This window comes from Blastococcus sp. Marseille-P5729, from assembly GCF_900292035.1.
In the GTDB taxonomy this organism is placed as follows: domain Bacteria; phylum Actinomycetota; class Actinomycetes; order Mycobacteriales; family Antricoccaceae; genus Cumulibacter.
On record NZ_OMPO01000004.1, the window covers coordinates 23257 to 38743 of the forward strand.

The 15487-nt window shown below is 69.0% G+C and carries 14 protein-coding genes; 12 read left to right on the forward strand and 2 right to left on the reverse strand.

Features of this window, described 5'->3' with window-relative positions; translation table 11 throughout:
• Position 1 precedes the first annotated feature (1 nt).
• The 9 genes from DAA40_RS15335 (at position 2) to DAA40_RS15375 (ending at position 9906) form a co-directional block, all read left to right on the forward strand.
• Positions 2-640: a riboflavin synthase gene (locus DAA40_RS15335; protein ID WP_106850641.1), complete on the forward strand. Its 639-nt coding sequence runs from the start codon at positions 2-4 to the stop codon at positions 638-640.
• A complete protein-coding gene (locus DAA40_RS15340) occupies positions 637-1881 on the forward strand; it encodes a bifunctional 3,4-dihydroxy-2-butanone-4-phosphate synthase/GTP cyclohydrolase II (RefSeq protein WP_106850642.1) in 1245 nt (414 codons plus the stop codon). The genes DAA40_RS15335 and DAA40_RS15340 overlap by 4 nt, the downstream gene beginning before the upstream one ends.
• Positions 1878-2357, forward strand: a complete 480-nt coding sequence (gene ribH / locus DAA40_RS15345; protein WP_106850643.1) for a 6,7-dimethyl-8-ribityllumazine synthase — start codon at positions 1878-1880, stop codon at positions 2355-2357. Before DAA40_RS15340 ends, ribH begins: the two co-directional genes overlap by 4 nt.
• Positions 2354-2617: a phosphoribosyl-ATP diphosphatase gene (locus DAA40_RS15350; RefSeq protein WP_106850644.1), complete on the forward strand. Its 264-nt coding sequence runs from the start codon at positions 2354-2356 to the stop codon at positions 2615-2617. The genes ribH and DAA40_RS15350 overlap by 4 nt, the downstream gene beginning before the upstream one ends.
• 11 nt (positions 2618-2628) lie before the next feature.
• Entirely contained in the window at positions 2629-3477 is an 849-nt protein-coding gene (hisG, locus tag DAA40_RS15355; RefSeq protein ID WP_106850645.1) for an ATP phosphoribosyltransferase, read from the forward strand.
• A gap of 77 nt (positions 3478-3554) precedes the next feature.
• Positions 3555-4892 (forward strand): UDP-N-acetylglucosamine 1-carboxyvinyltransferase, encoded by a 1338-nt coding sequence (gene murA / locus DAA40_RS15360; protein WP_106850646.1) that lies wholly within the window; start codon positions 3555-3557, stop codon positions 4890-4892.
• 127 nt (positions 4893-5019) lie between these two features.
• Complete coding sequence (locus tag DAA40_RS15365; RefSeq protein WP_106850647.1) at positions 5020-7110, forward strand: hydantoinase/oxoprolinase family protein; 2091 nt, start codon at positions 5020-5022, stop codon at positions 7108-7110.
• A 7-nt stretch (positions 7111-7117) separates the two neighbouring features.
• On the forward strand, positions 7118-8992 hold the full coding sequence (locus DAA40_RS15370) for a hydantoinase B/oxoprolinase family protein (RefSeq protein WP_106850648.1): 1875 nt from the start codon (positions 7118-7120) through the stop codon (positions 8990-8992).
• 80 nt (positions 8993-9072) lie between these two features.
• Positions 9073-9906, forward strand: a complete 834-nt coding sequence (locus DAA40_RS15375) for an SDR family oxidoreductase (RefSeq protein ID WP_158716474.1) — start codon at positions 9073-9075, stop codon at positions 9904-9906.
• Positions 9907-9944: 38 nt separating this feature from the next.
• Here the strand turns inward: DAA40_RS15375 and DAA40_RS15380 are convergent, their stop codons facing one another.
• Both DAA40_RS15380 and DAA40_RS15385 read right to left on the reverse strand, forming a co-directional pair.
• On the reverse strand, positions 9945-10685 hold the full coding sequence (locus DAA40_RS15380; RefSeq protein ID WP_106850650.1) for an ABC transporter permease: 741 nt from the start codon (positions 10683-10685) through the stop codon (positions 9945-9947).
• Positions 10682-11395 carry an ABC transporter ATP-binding protein gene (locus DAA40_RS15385; protein WP_106850651.1) on the reverse strand — a complete coding sequence of 238 codons (714 nt, stop codon included), beginning with the start codon at positions 11393-11395 and terminating at the stop codon, positions 10682-10684. Before DAA40_RS15385 ends, DAA40_RS15380 begins: the two co-directional genes overlap by 4 nt.
• Before the next feature lie 135 nt (positions 11396-11530).
• Here DAA40_RS15385 and DAA40_RS15390 point away from each other — a divergent pair, with 135 nt between their 5' ends.
• From DAA40_RS15390 to DAA40_RS15400, 3 genes are all read left to right on the forward strand, one after another.
• Complete coding sequence (locus tag DAA40_RS15390) at positions 11531-12514, forward strand: carbamate kinase (RefSeq protein ID WP_106850652.1); 984 nt, start codon at positions 11531-11533, stop codon at positions 12512-12514.
• A gap of 33 nt (positions 12515-12547) precedes the next feature.
• Positions 12548-13681, forward strand: coding sequence for a ring-opening amidohydrolase (locus DAA40_RS15395; protein WP_106850653.1), 1134 nt, complete (start codon positions 12548-12550; stop codon positions 13679-13681).
• Positions 13682-13919: 238 nt separating this feature from the next.
• The gene (locus tag DAA40_RS15400; protein WP_106850654.1) at positions 13920-15470 is read left to right on the forward strand and encodes a uracil-xanthine permease family protein; all 1551 of its coding nucleotides are present in this window, start codon (positions 13920-13922) and stop codon (positions 15468-15470) included.
• Positions 15471-15487 lie beyond the last annotated feature (17 nt).

The following is a 15487-nucleotide window of genomic DNA, read 5'->3' on the forward strand; positions in this document are numbered from 1 at the left end:
CGTGTTCACCGGAATCATTGAGGAGATCGGCACGGTCTCGGCGCTGCAGCAGGACGGCGACAACGCCGTCGTGCGAATCGAGGCACCCACCGTGGTCGCGGACGCCACGCACGGCGCCTCCATCGCGGTCGACGGCGTCTGCCTGACCGTCGTGGAGCACGACGCCGACGGCTTCACAGCCGACGTCATGGGCGAGACGCTGAGCCGCTCGACGCTCGGTGAGCTGGCTGCTGGGTCCAAGGTGAACCTTGAGCGCGCGATGCAGGCCGGCGGGCGGCTCGCCGGGCACATCGTGCAGGGCCATGTCGACGCGGTCGGCACACTGATCGAACGCACCGCACACGAGAAGTGGGACGTGCTGCGCTTCTCCATCCCGGTCGAGCTGGCCCGGTACGTCGTCGAGAAGGGATCGATCACGATCAGCGGGACGTCGCTGACCGTCAGCGCGGTTAGCGAACCTGAGGCCTCCGAGCCGTGGCTGGAGGTGTCGCTGATCCCCACGACCCTGCAGCTCACCACCCTCGGGGCGCTTCAGGTGCAGGACCGGGTGAACCTCGAGGTCGACGTCCTGGCAAAGTACGTCGAGCGAGCGCTCGCGGGCTATCAGCGGGCCGAGGACCAGTCTGGGCGTGAGAAGTGAGCGAGTTCGGCAGCATCGAGCAGGCCCTGGATGACCTTCGGCAGGGCAAGGCGATCGTCGTCGTCGACGACGAGGACCGCGAGAACGAGGGCGACCTCATCTTCGCTGCTGAGATGGCTACGCCCGAACTGGTCGGGTTCATGGTCCGCTACACCTCCGGCTACATCTGCGTGCCGCTGACCGATGAGGCGTGCGACCGCCTGGACCTGCCGCCGATGTTCCACACCAACCAGGACAAGCACTCCACGGCCTACACGGTCACCGTCGACGCGAACGAGGGCATCACCACCGGCATCAGCGCCCTCGACCGGGCGCACACGATCCGCGAGCTCGCCCGCCCCGATGCCACCCGGGCAGACTTCCGCCGTCCCGGCCACGTCGTCCCGCTGCGCGCTCGCGAGGGCGGCGTGCTGCGCCGTGCGGGGCACACCGAGGCCGCGGTCGACCTGTGCCGCCTGGCGGGCCTGCAGCCGGCCGGGGTGATCTGCGAGATCGTCTCGCAGAAGGAGGTCGGGGACATGGCCCGGCTCGATGAGCTCACCGTGTTCGCCGGCGAGCACGACCTCACCCTCATCTCGATCGCCGACCTGATCGCCTACCGGCGCCGCAGCGAAAAGCACGTGCGGCGGGTCGCCTCGGCGAAGATCCCCACGCCGTACGGCGAGTTCGACATGGTCGGCTACGACACCGAGTTCGACGAGATCGAGCATGTGGCGCTCGTGTACGGCGACATCGGCGACGGCGAGGACGTCCTCGTGCGGGTGCACTCCGAGTGCCTGACCGGGGACGTGTTCGGTTCGTTGCGCTGCGACTGCGGGCCGCAGCTGCACGCCGCCATGCAAGCGGTCGCCGAGGAGGGCCGCGGCGTCGTCCTATACATCCGGGGTCACGAGGGCCGCGGCATCGGTCTGCTGCACAAGCTGCAGGCCTACCAGCTGCAGGACCAGGGCGCCGACACGGTCGATGCCAACCTGGACCTCGGCCTGCCGGTGGATGGCCGCGACTACGGCACCGGCGCCCAGATCCTGGCCGACCTCGGCATCCGCAGCATGCGGCTGCTGACCAACAACCCGGCCAAGCGGGCCGGGCTCGAGGGCTACAACCTTCGGGTCACCGGCCGGGTGCCGCTGCCGCTGAGCGTCAACCCGCACAACGTGCGCTATCTCACGACCAAGCGCGATCGCATGGGTCATCTCATCGATGGGCTGCCCGAGGGTGCCGAGCCGGGAATCCTGCCGTGAGCGGCGAGGGGCGGCCGACGTCGGTTCGGCTGTCGGGGGCCGGGCTGCGCCTGGCGATCGTCGCCACACGCTGGAATGCCGACCTCGTGGCCACGATGCTTGAGCGAGCGATGGACTGCGCGCACGACAGCGGCATCGACCAGCCGACCATCGTGAGCGTCGCCGGTGCGGTCGAACTGCCCGTGATCGCGCAGCAGTTGGCCCGGACGCACGACGCGGTGGTGGCACTCGGCGCGGTGATCCGCGGCGGCACGCCGCACTTCGAGTATGTCTGCGACTCGGTCACTGCCGGGCTGACCCGCATCGCGCTCGACGAGGGCACTCCGATCGGGAACGGTGTGCTCACCTGCAACACGTTGGAGCAGGCGATCGAGCGCAGCGGAGGCCCGGGCTCGATCGAGGACAAGGGTTACGAGGCGGCGCACGCCGCGATCGACGCGGCGATCACGCTGGCCGCGCTGCGAGGAGAGAAGTGAAGTCATTCGACGAGCTGTATGCCGAGCTACAGCGCAAGGTCGCCGCCGGCGAAGCCGGCTCCGGCACGGTCCAGGCGGTGCGCGACGGCGTGCACTCGGCGGGCAAGAAGGTGGTCGAGGAGGCCGCCGAGTCGTGGATGGCGGCCGAGCACGAGGACGTCGACCGGGCGGCCGAGGAGATCTCCCAGCTGCTGTACCGCGTGCAGGTGCTCATGCTCGCCCGCGGCATCCCCATGGACGACGTCTACAAGTACCTCTAGGAAGAGCCCACATGCTGCGCATCGCCGTACCCAACAAGGGATCGCTGGCCGAGGCGGCCGCCACCATGCTCCGCGAGGCGGGCTATCGCCAGCGCTCCGAGAGCAAGGAACTGGCGATCCTCGACCCGGACAACGACGTCGAGTTCTTCTACCTGCGCCCGCGCGACATCGCGGTGTACGTCGGCGAGGGCACTCTCGATCTCGGCATCACCGGAAAGGACCTGCTGGTCGACTCAGGGACCCGGGCCGCCGAGGTGCTGCCGCTCGGCTTCGGAGCCTCGACGTTCCGTCTGGCCGCGCTACCCGGCACCATCGGGTCGCTGCGCGACCTGGAGGGCAAGCGGGTCGCCACGGCGTACACCGGCGTCATGGAGGGGATCCTGCAGCGGGAGGGGATCGACGCCAAGATCGTCCGGCTGGACGGCGCGGTCGAGACCGCGATCCGGCTCGGAGTCGCCGACGCCGTCGCCGACGTCGTGCAGACCGGAACCACGCTGCGCACGGCCGGGCTGGAGATCGTCGGCGAGGAGCCCCTGATGACCAGCGAGGCGGTGCTGATCGGCCGGGACGGCGTCCAGCAGCAGGGCGCCGTCGCCCAGCTCATCCGCCGCCTGCAGAACGTCCTGGTGGCGCGCCGCTATGTCATGATCGACTACGACATCCGCTCCGAGCAGCTCGAGGCCGCCGTCGCCGTCACCCCTGGGCTGGAGTCCCCGACGGTCTCCCCGCTGCACAACGAGGGCTGGCACGCGGTGCGCGCGATGGTCCCGCAGGGCGACACCAACCGAATCATGGACGAGCTGTGGTCGCTGGGAGCACGCGCGATCCTCGTCACCGACATCGTCGCCTGCCGCATTTGATCGCGCTTTCATGGCAGCATGGAACAGTTGGCCGAGAGCAGACCGGCACAGGAGCAGCTAGCGGAAGGAGGCACGAGGTGACGAACAATGCCTCGTCGCTGAGGATCGTCGGCGGCACCCCGCTGACCGGCGAGGTCTCCGTCCGCGGCGCGAAGAACCTGGTCCCGAAGGCGATGGTCGCGGCGCTGCTCGGCAGCACGCCGAGCACCCTGCGCAATGTGCCCAACGTCGTCGACGTCGACATCGTCTCGGGTCTGCTGAAGCTGCACGGGGTCACCGTGCAGCGCAGCGACGGCCGGCTCGTCATGGACCCCGGCGCGGTCGATCACGCCGAGCCGGCGGAGATCAACGTGCACGCGGGCGCCAGCCGCATCCCCATCCTCATGTGCGGGCCACTGATCCATCGTCTCGGGCGGGCATTCATCCCGGACCTCGGCGGGTGCCGGATCGGCGATCGCCCGATCGACTTCCACCTCGACGCGCTGCGGCAGATGGGTGCCAAGGTCCGCAAGGAGGCCGAAGGCCTCTACATCGATGCCCCCGAGGGCCTCATCGGCACCAAGATCGAGCTGAGCTTCCCGAGCGTGGGCGCGACCGAGCAGGTGCTGCTGAGCGCGGTGCTGGCCGAGGGCACCACCGAGCTGAGCAATGCCGCGACCGAGCCTGAGATCATGGACCTGATCTGCGTCCTGCAGAAGATGGGCGCCCAGATCACGGTCCACGCCGGGCGGGTGGTGCGCATCGAGGGAGTCGAGTCCCTGCAGGGTTATGACCACCTCGCCCTGCCGGACCGCCTGGAGGCGGCGTCCTGGGCGTGCGCCGCCCTCGCGACCGCTGGCGACATCACGGTGCTGGGCGCCGAGCAGGCCTCGATGCTGACCTTCCTGAACGTCTTTCGCCAGGTGGGCGGAAAGTTTCAGGTCGACGACGGCGGCAACGGCGAGCCGAAGTCCATCCGCTTCTGGCACCCTGGCGGCGGCCTCGACGCCATCGCGATCGAGACGGCCGTCGCGCCTGGCTTCCAGACCGACTGGCAACAGCCCCTCGTCGTGGCGCTCACCCAGGCCGAGGGCCTGTCGATCGTGCACGAGACGGTCTATGAGAACCGGCTCGGGTTCACCGAGGCGCTGAACCAGATGGGAGCGCGGATCCAGGTCTACCGCGAGTGCCTGGGCGGATCGACCTGCCGTTTCGGACAGCGCAACTTCCAGCACTCGGCAGTCATCTCCGGGCCCACCCAGCTGCGCGGCGCCGAGCTGGAGATCCCCGACCTACGGGGCGGGTTCTCTTACCTGATCGCAGCGCTGGCCGCGGAGGGGGAGTCGACCCTGCACGGGCTGGAGCTCATCTACCGCGGGTACGAGAACTTCCTTGGCAAACTCACCGCGCTGAACGCCAAGTACGACGAGCTGTAGGCGGTCGGCTCCAGCACCGCAAGTGTTGAAGCGATACCGCCGGATCGTTGGCAACCTCTGACGACGTGCCCCGGGTCACCCCCGCCTAGAGTCTTAGCGACGCACACGTAGCAGGAGAGGGCGGTACATGAGCGACAGCACGGGACGCGCCGGGCACATCCGGATCGGCGTCGACACCGGCGGAACCTTCACCGACATCGTCGCGGTGGACACCAAGGCGGGAACGATCGCCACCACGAAGACCCCGTCGACCCCGTCGAACCCGGCGGACGGATTCCTCACTGGCGTCCACAAGATCCTTGAGCAGATCGGCGCCCAGCCCAGCGAGATCGAGTCGATCTCGCACGGCACCACCGTGGCCACCAACCAGCTCCTCGAGGGCAAGATCGGCGAGCTCGGCTTCATCACCACCGAGGGCTACGAGTTCGTCCTCGAGATCGCCCGCCAGTCGGTGCCCGACGGCTACGGCAACTCCTACTTCTGGGTCAAGCCCGACCGCATCGTGCCCGCCGACAAGGTCAAGACCGTCGGCGGCCGGCTGAACTTCAAGGGCGAGGAGGTCCGCCCCTTCGACGAGGCCAGCGCCCGCGAGGCCGTGCGCTTCTTCAAGGACAAGGGCATCACCACCCTCGGTGTCTGCCTGCTGCACGCCTATGCCAACAGCTCCCATGAGCAGCGGATGCTCGAGATCATCCGCGAGGAGATGCCCGACGCCGTCGTCTCGCTCTCCAGCGAGGTGCTGCGCGAGTACCGCGAGTACGAGCGCACCATGACCACGCTCGTGGACGCCGCGGTCAAGCCGAAGGTCGGCGCGTACGTCGCCGGCATCGCCGAGCGGCTGGCCGAGCTCGACCCCGAGCGGGTCATCCCGTTCTCGATCATGCGTAGCAACGGCGGCGTGCTCTCCGCCGACGAGGTCACCGGCCAGCCGATCACGACGGTGCTCTCCGGCCCCGCCGCCGGTGCCCTGGGCGCGGCCGTCATCGCGCAGAAGGCCGGCTTCGACTCGGTCGTCACCAACGACGGCGGTGGCACCTCCAGCGACGTCACCGTCATCCAGAACGGCCAGCCCACCCTGACTACCGAGGGCTCGGTCGGCGAGTATCCCTCGAAGATCCCGATGATCGACGTCGTGACCGTCGGCGCCGGCGGCGGCTCGATCGCCTGGCTCGGCCCCGAGGGCACGCTCAAGGTCGGCCCCAAATCGGCCGGTGCCGACCCCGGCCCGATCTGCTATGAGAAGGGCGGCACCGAGCCGACCATCACCGACGCCCACCTGACCCTCGGCCGGATCCCGCCCCACCTGCTCGGCGGCGAGATCCCGCTGAACGTGCAGGCCGCGACGGACGGCGTCCAGCAGCTCGCCGACAAGCTCGGTCTCACCCTCGAGCAGTGCGCCACCGGCATCCTGGAGATCTCCGCCTGGAATCAGGCCAACGCGCTGCGCCAGGTCACCGTCAAGCGCGGCCTGGACGTCCGCGACTTCCCGATGGTCACCTTCGGCGGCTCGGGATCGCTGCTGGCCTGCCGGCTCATGGACATCCTGAACCTGCCGGCCGTCCTCGTCCCGCCGACACCCGGCAACGTCTCGGCGTACGGACTGCTCACCGTCGACGTCCGCAACGACTACGTGCAGACACAGGTCGCCAAGCACGAGTCGCTGGACCTTGACCGGCTGCGCGCGACCATCGATGAGCTGCGGGAGAAGGCCAAGGCTGCGCTGGAGCGCGAGGGCTTCCCGCCGGCCGCGCAGCGCTACGAGGTCACCGCGGACCTGCGCTACTTCGGCCAGGCGTTCGAGGTGCGCGTCGAGTGCCCCGAGGGGGAGATCACCCAGGAATGGGCTGACGAGGTCGCCGACCGCTTCCACGCCGCCCACCACGCCCTCTACAGCTACGACTTCAAGGGGAACGACGAGCAGAAGGTCGAGTGGGTCAACCTGCGCGTCACCGGCGTCGGCCCGATCGCCCGGCCCGAGATCAAGCAGATCGAGAGGGGGACCGGCGCCGAGGGTGCCTTGATCGAGACCCGACAGGTCAACTACGAGGACCAGTGGCACGAGACGAAGATCTACGATCGCGCCAAGCTCGGTGCGGGCGACGTGATCGAGGGCCCGGCGGTCGTGCAGGAGTTCGGCTCCACGGTGCCGATCCACCCCAGGTTCGTCGTCGACGTCGACGCCAACGGCAACCTCATCATCAAGCGAAAGGACGCGTGAGCCCGCGATGAGCACTGACACCAAGAAGGTCGACCCGGTCCTGGTCGAGATCGTCGCCGGCACCCTCGCATCCATCGAGGCGGAGGTCGAGACCGCCATCGGTCGCACCTCCCGCTCGCCGATGATCCGCGACGCGCACGACTACCGCGCCGGCATCTACGACGTGAAGATGCGCAAGCTCACCGGGCGCTCCTACTCCGCGCTGGTGCAGCCCGTCGTCCGCGACTACCCGATCGAGACGATGAAGCCCGGGGACGTCTTCTTCCACAACGACGTCTACCGCTCCGAGGGCGGCATCGGGCACCTGCCCGACCTCTGCGTCACCGTCCCGGTCTTCCAGGGTGAGGAGGTCGTCGGGTTCGTGCAGGCCTTCGGCCACCACGACGACATCGGCGGCGCCTGCCCCGGCTCGATGCCCTCGAACGCCCAGTCGGTGTACGAGGAGGGCCTGATGGTCCCGCCGATCAAGCTGTGGGACCAGGGGGTGCCCAACGAGTCGGCGCTGAAGATCATGACCCGCAACTCGCGTATGCCGGACTCGCTCGCTGCCGACCTGGACGCCGAGTGCTCCGCCTGCCTGATGGGCGCCAAGCGCGTCAGCGAGCTGTTCGAGCGGTACGGCCGCGACCAGGTGGAGGCCGCCTTCGATGCGATCCTGGATGCCAACACCGAAGTGTTCCGCAAGGAGATCCTCTCCAAGATCCCGGACGGCGAGTACGTGTGGGAGGACTACGCCGAGCAGGACGGCGTCGATGAGCCGCGGTTGTACGCGCAGCGGATCACGCTGACCAAGACCTCGGCCGGCGACGGCGTGACCGACGGGCACATCACCCTGGACTTCACCGGGACCAGCCCGCAGGCCAAGGGCCCGATCAACCACTGCGGCAACTACAGCGACGGCAACTTCCTGGCCAAGTGGCTAGCTCCGATCCTGCGCAATCTCGCCGACACCCCCGAGCGGATGGCCGAGCTCGACGTCAACGAGGGCATCATCCCGCTGATCACGATGAAGTTCCCCGAGCCCGGCACGCTGCTCACGCCGATCTTCCCGGCGCCGACGAACGCCCGCACGTTCGTCATCCTGCGCCTGCTGGGCGTCTTCGCGGGCGTGCTGGCGAAGGCGGTCGACGGGCGGATGCCGGCCGACCAGGAGACGATCCGGTACACCGGCGTGTACGGCGAGGACCTCGAGGGCAACAGCTACCTGATGCGCGAGGTGCTCGGGGGTGGCTCCGGCGGCCGCTACTACGCCGACGGCGAGGACACCATCCATGTCGTGCCGGACTCGCGCAACCTGCCGACCGAGTTCACCGAGTCGCGCTTCCCGTTCCTCGTCGAGCGGCTGGGCCTGGCGGTCGACTCCGGCGGCCCGGGCCGCTATCGCGGCGGCCTCGGCTACGAGAAGCACTTCCGGATGCTGAAGGACTGCAACTTCATGTCCATCGCCGACCGGTCCATCCTCTCCTGCTGGGGTGTCAAGGGCGGCAAGGCCGGACGTCCGTTCGAGATCGTCATCGACCCCGACGGCCCGAACGAGCGCGCCGTCGACGCCCTCTCGGACGCCGAGCCCGTGAAGGCGGGGGAGATCATCCGGATCCGCACCACCGGCGGCGGCGGCTGGGGCGACCCGCTCGACCGGCCGTACGACGAGGTCCTGCGCGACCTGCAGTGGGGCAAGGTCTCGGTCCAGGGCGCGCTCGATGACTACGGCGTCGTGGCCACCAAGGACGGCGACGACGTCTCGATCGACGAGCAGGCCTCGGACGCCGAGCGCGCCACGCGCCGCGAGTCTGCGGCCGACGACGCGCCATTCTTCGACCGCGGTCCCGGCTACGCGCGGCTGTCCGGCGGCAGGGAGTTCGCGGACGTCGATCACCTGTAACGACACAGACTCGCGAGGGGCGGGTGGGCTAGGGCCCGCCCGCCCCTCGCGCCATCACGCGGTCGGGGAGGATGGAAGGCATGAAGATCGCGATCACCGGAGCCGGCGGCAAGACCGGGCGAGCCGTAGCGCTTGCCGTACGCGACCTCGGGCACGAGGTGGTTCCCGTCGTCCGGCGTCCGCACGGGCTGCAGGACGAGCGCATCGCGACGCTGGACGATCCGGCGGCGATGAGTGACGCCCTCGCCGATGCGGACGCCGCCTATCTGATCGCGCCCAATGTGCACCCGGGCGAGCTCGGTCTGCTGCGCCCCACGATCGATCTCTGCGAGCAGTCCGGCATCCGGGTCGTCTACCACTCCGTGCTGCATCCCTTTGTGCCGTCCATGCCCCACCACCTGGCGAAGGCCGAGGTGGAGGACGTGCTGCGGCGCAGCACGCTGACGTGGACGATCCTGCAGCCGGCGTCCTACATGGACAACCTGCTGGGCCCTGTGGGCGCGTCCCGCGAAGGCGTGTGGCATCAGCCTTACGACGTCGGCACGCCGTTCACCCCGGTCGCCCTGGAGGACGTCGGCGCGGCCGCCGCGATCACCCTCACCGACCCCGTGCATGCCTTCGCAACCTACGAGCTCGCGGGCCCTGAACGGCTCAGCTCGCAGCAGATGGCGCAGGAGCTGCAGCGCGAGCTGGACCGCCCGATCGAGGTGCGTGCCGACCGCGATGCGTGGGAGCAGGGGGTCGGTGAGCATCTCGATCCGGAGGCGCGACGCCGACTGGGGTTGATGTTCGACTACTACGACGTCCACGGGTTCGCCGGCAACCCGCACGTGCTGTCCTGGCTGCTCGGCCGGCAGCCGGTCACCTTCACCGAGTGGATCCGCCGGCACCGCGAGACCCTCGCCGGGAGCTGAGCACGCCCTGGCCGGACAGCGAGCCGGAGCACGAGCGGCTAGTCGGACCAGCGGAAGACCTTGCGGGCCAGGCCCGCGAACAGTGCCGTCCAGACCGCGAGCACGCCCAGCGCCTGCCAGTCGAAGGCGCCGGTCTCGAAGGCGGCGCGGAATCCCTCGCCGAGCGCGCCGGACGGCGTGAACGAGACGATCGTCGACCACGGCTCGCCGAACGTCGACGACGGCAGGACGGTCCCGAGGCCCAGCATGATCACCCACACGAGGTTCGCCAGAGCCAGCACCGCCTCGGCACGTAGCGTCCCAGCGAACAGCATCGCGAACGATACGAAGCAGGCCGTCCCGACGATCCAGAAGACGAAGAACGGCAGGATGCCAAGCGCGTCCGGCCGCCAACCCATGCCCAGCGCGATCGCGGCCAGGACGACGAACTGAATCACCTCGACCACGAGCACCGCGAGGATCCGGCCGGCGAGCAGCCCACCCCGGCCCAGGGGAGTCGCTCCGAGCAGCCGGAGCACGCCGTACCGCCGGTCGAACGCGGTGGAGATCGCCTGCCCGGTGAACGCGGTGGACAGCACCGCCAGCGCGAGGATGCCGGGTGCGACGGCGTCGATGCGCCGGCCGTCGAGCTCGGGGAAGGGAACCAGCGTCGCGCCCACGAGCGCCATGGCCGGAAGGATGAGCGAGACCATCAGTTGCTCGCCGTTGCGCAGCAGGGTGCCGGCGTCGAAGCGGGCCTGCGCGATAACTCGGGTGGAGGTGGCGGCAGGAGCGCTCATCGGGCGCTCTCCCGTCGGGTCAGGCCGAAGTAAACGTCCTCCAGCGAACGGTCGCCGCACAGCTCGTGAAGCGCGCCCGCCGCAGCGACCCGGCCCTCGTTGATGATGACGATGCGGTCGGCGAGGCGCTCGGCCTCCTCGAACGAGTGCGTCGTGACGATGACGGCCACGCCGCGATCGCGCGTGTCACGGATCAGGTCCCACACATCGAGGCGCGCGTGCGGGTCGAGCCCTGCGGCGGGCTCGTCGAGGAAGAGCACCTCGGGGTTGCCGACCAGGGCGCAGGCGAGAGCCACCCGCTGCCGCTGCCCGCCAGACAGCTGGCGTACCGGGGTGCTGGCGAACCGGTCGATGCCGAGCTCGCGGACGAGCCGGTCGACCGGAATCGGGTCGGCATAGAAGGTGGCCAGGTGATGCAGCAGCCGCACCGGCTTGGCGGCGTTCGGCAGGCCGCCGTCCTGCAGCATGACACCGACCCGGGCCCGATGCTCCGGCCCGGCGGTCCACGGGTCGCTGCCGAGCACCTCGGCGCGTCCGCTGGTCGGCTGGATCAGCCCTTCCAGGCACTCCATCGTGGTGGTCTTGCCCGCGCCGTTGGGGCCTAGCACCGCGGTGATCTGCCCGGCGGGAGCCGACCAGCTCATCCGATCGACGGCGCGCACCGGCCCGTATTCCTTCGACAGGTCCTCGACCACAACCGCTGGGCTCATGATCGCCCAGTCTATTCGCGGCCCGAAGCGCCTCCGCCGCGAACCCGCCCTGTCGCTCAGATGCCGACGTTTGCCGGTCTTCGTCGTCAACCATTGCCATGAACCGGCAGTGACCTACTCCATAGACTCTCTCGCATGACCGCACCAGACGCGACTCACCGGCCCTCCAGAGTCCTCGTCGCACTCGGGGGCAACGCCATGAGCGCGCCGGACGGCAGCGCGACCGAGCAGGACCAGACCGAGGCGCTGGGCCAGGCCGCCGAGCACATCTCGGACCTGGTCGCCGAGGGCGTCGAGGTCGTCATCACCCACGGCAACGGACCGCAGGTGGGCAACCTGCTGGCCAAGAACGAGTACTCCGTCGCGATCGCCTCCCCGGTGTCGCTGGCGTGGTGCGGGGCGCAGACCCAGGCGACCATCGGCCTGACGCTGATGAACGCCCTCGATGGCGCTCTTCAGGCACGGCGCGTCGCACGCCCCGTGACAGCCCTGGTCACGCGGACGCTGGTGGATGCCGACGACCCCGCCTTCGGCGAGCCGGTCAAGCCGATCGGCAAGTACCGGCCCGGTGACGAGGCGCAGCAGTTCATCGACCTCGGCCAGCACTGGAAGGACTTCGGCGAGAAGGGGTGGCGCCGCGTCGTCGCCTCACCGCAGCCGCTGGAGGTGCTCGAAGCGCAGACCGCTCGCTTCCTGGTGGACTCGGGCAGCATCGTCGTCTGCTCCGGCGGTGGAGGGATCCCCGTCGTCCGGCAGGACGGGCGGCTGCGCGGAGTCGAGGCGGTCATCGACAAGGACCTCGCCGCCGCGGTCCTCGGACCGGCGCTCGGCGCCGACACCCTGATCATCGCCACCGACGTCGAGGCCGCGATCATCCGTTACGGGCAACCGGACGCCGAGCCGGTGGGCCACGTGAGCCTGCGGCGCATTCGCGAGCTCGAGAGCGAGGGGCACTTCGCGGCCGGGTCGATGGGACCGAAGGTGTCAGCCGCCCGCACGTTCGTCGAGAATGGCGGTGCCGCGGCGATCATCACGAAACTGGAGCTGCTCGCCGAGGCCGCCCGCCGCCCTGTGGGCGCGGTCGGAACGGTGATCACCGCGGACGGTCCGCAGGAGTAACAACGCACCCATCAGAAGAGAATGAGGAGAGAAATGCCAGACGCAATCGAGGTACGCAAGGTACCGCTGCACAACGTCTCTGACGCCTCCGAGCTCGCAAAGCTCATCGACGAGGGTGTGATGGAGGCCGACCGGGTCATCGCCGTCATCGGCAAGACCGAGGGCAACGGTGGCGTGAACGACTACACCCGCATCATCGCCGACCGGGCCTTCCGCGAGGTGATCCAGGCCAAGGGCACTCGCAGCGCCGAGGACGTGAAGCAGATCCCGATCGTGTGGTCCGGCGGCACCGACGGTGTCATCTCCCCGCACGCCACGATCTTCGCGACCGTGCCCGCCGACAAGGCGGTTCAGACCGACGAGCCGCGGCTGTCGGTCGGCTTCGCGATGAGCGAGAAGCTGCTGCCGGAGGAGATCGGCTACGTCTCGATGGTCAAGAAGGTCGCCGACGGCGTGAAGGTCGCCATGGAGCGCGCCGGGATCACCGACCCGAAGGACGTGCATTACGTCCAGACCAAGACGCCGCTGCTGACCATCCATACCATTCGCGACGCCAAGTCACGCGGCAAGAAGGTGTGGACCGAGAACACCCACGAGTCGATGGACCTCTCGAACGGTGTCACCGCGCTCGGCATCGCCGTCGCTCTGGGCGAGATCGAGATGCCCAAGGACGAGGACGTCATGCACAACCGCGAGCTGTACAGCTCGGTCGCATCGTGCTCCTCGGGTGTGGAGCTCGACCAGGCGCAGATCGTGGTCGTCGGCAACGCCAAGGGCGTGGGCGGTCGCTACCGGATCGGTCACTCGGTCATGAAGGACGCCCTCGACCAGGACGGCATCTGGGAGGCGATCAAGGACGCCGGTCTCGAGCTCCCCGAACGCCCGCACTGGAGCGACCTCAACGGTCGCCTGGTCAACGTCTTCCTCAAGTGCGAGGCATCGCAGAGCGGCGAGGTGCACGGACGGCGCAACGCCATGCTCGACGACTCCGACGTGCACTGGCACCGCCAGATCAAGTCCTGCGTCGGCGGCGTGACGGCGGCGGTCACCGGTGATCCGGCCGTGTTCGTCTCCGTGTCCGCCGCCCATCAGGGCCCGGAGGGCGGTGGGCCGGTCGCGGCGATCATCGACCGCGGCGACGACCCGACCGGGTACCAGGTCCCGTAACCGCCTTGCGGTGGGTGGCGACCCTCGGGGACGCCACCCACCGCAGCCGTTTCCGGGGCGTAACACCAGAACACCGTCGTGTGCCAATCGTGTTGCCGTTGGGCGCGCCTTACGACAGAAAGCGGAATTCCTTGTGACATTTGGCTAATCAGTGACGCGGGGTCGAGGTCATAGTGTTACGGCCCACACACTTACGTGGGGCGCGCTATCGACGCGCACCGAGCTATGGAGGAAAGACATGGCGCTAGGAATCGGGTGGACCCAGAAGGGGGATGGTAAGAACATCCCCCTCGGTGAGGTCGTCAAGCCCCACGAGCGGCTCTCCTGGGGCCGCACCGTGGGCATGGGCATGCAGCACGTCTTCGCCATGTTCGGGGCGACGTTCGTCTTCCCGCTGCTGATGGGCATCAACCCACAGTTCGGCCTGATGATGTCCGGTGTCGCGACGATCATCTTCCTGCTGGTCGTCCAGGGCCGGATCCCGTCCTACCTGGGTACGTCGGCGGCGTTTATGGGCGCCGCGGCCGCGATCGGGGCCCAGAACCAGTCTGCCGGCGGCAGCCCTGCCGACTACATCGGCAAGATGACCGGTGCGATCCTGATCGCCGGCCTGCTGCTGGCGGCCGTGGGCGTCATCGTGCACTTCGTCGGCGGAGCCGTCGTCTCGCGGGTGCTGCCGCCCGCTGTCACCGGCGCGGTCGTCATGCTGATCGGCTTCAACCTCGCGCCGGTGGTCTCGGGCGTCTACTGGCCACAGGACCAGTGGATCGCCATCCTCACGATGGTGATCACGACCGTGCTGGCCATCGCCTCGCGCGGGTTCATCTCGCGCATCGCGATCCTGCTCGGACTGATCGCAGGCACGGTGCTGTCCTGGCTGTTCGACCTCATGAGCGTGAGCTATGACCGGGTCGACGGCGCCGGTGCGCCGGTCGAGGAAGGCACCGACCGGTTGAGCTTCGCCGCGGTGAAGGCCGCCGACTGGATCGGTCTTCCGGGCGACATCACCCAGGGCGACGGCTCGGTGCTGCACGGCCCGCACCTGCCGATGTTCTCGATGGCCGCGATCCTCGTCGTCATCCCGGGCGTCATCGCGCTCATCGCCGAGAACGCCGGCCACGTCAAGGCGGTCGCCGAGATGACCGGCGAGGATCTGGACAGGTCCATGGGCAAGGCCTTCCTCGGAGACGGCCTCGGCACGGCGGTGTCCGGCTTCGCCGGTGGCCCGCCGACCACCACCTACGCCGAGAACATCGGCGTGATGGCGGCCACTCGCGTCTACTCGACCGCCGCCTACTGGGTGGCCGCGATCTTCGCGATCCTGCTCGGGTTCTCCCCAAAGATCGGCGCGCTGATCGCGGCGATCCCCGGTGGCGTGCTCGGCGGCATCACCGTCGTCCTGTACGGCATGATCGGCCTGCTCGGCGCGAAGATCTGGGTCGAGAACCGGGTCGATTTCAGCAACCCGATCAACCTGGTGCCAATGGCCGCCGGACTGATCATCGCGATCGGCGACGTCCAGCTGAAGTTCACCGACGACTTCATCATCACCGGCATCGCGCTCGGCACGATCGTCGTGATCGTGCTGTACCACCTGGCCCGGGCGATCGCGCCGCGGGAGCTCAAGGAGGATCTGGCGAGCGGTAACCAGACCGTCACGGCCGACACGACCGGCATCGCGATCGGCAACGTCGAGCGGCCGGACGGCACCCAGTACGACCCGTGGGAGAGCCGTTCGCAGGGTCCCGGCGCCTTCCGCCAGCCCGACCTGCCGGGTGACGGCCGCTAGCTCCTGAGTGAACGAGG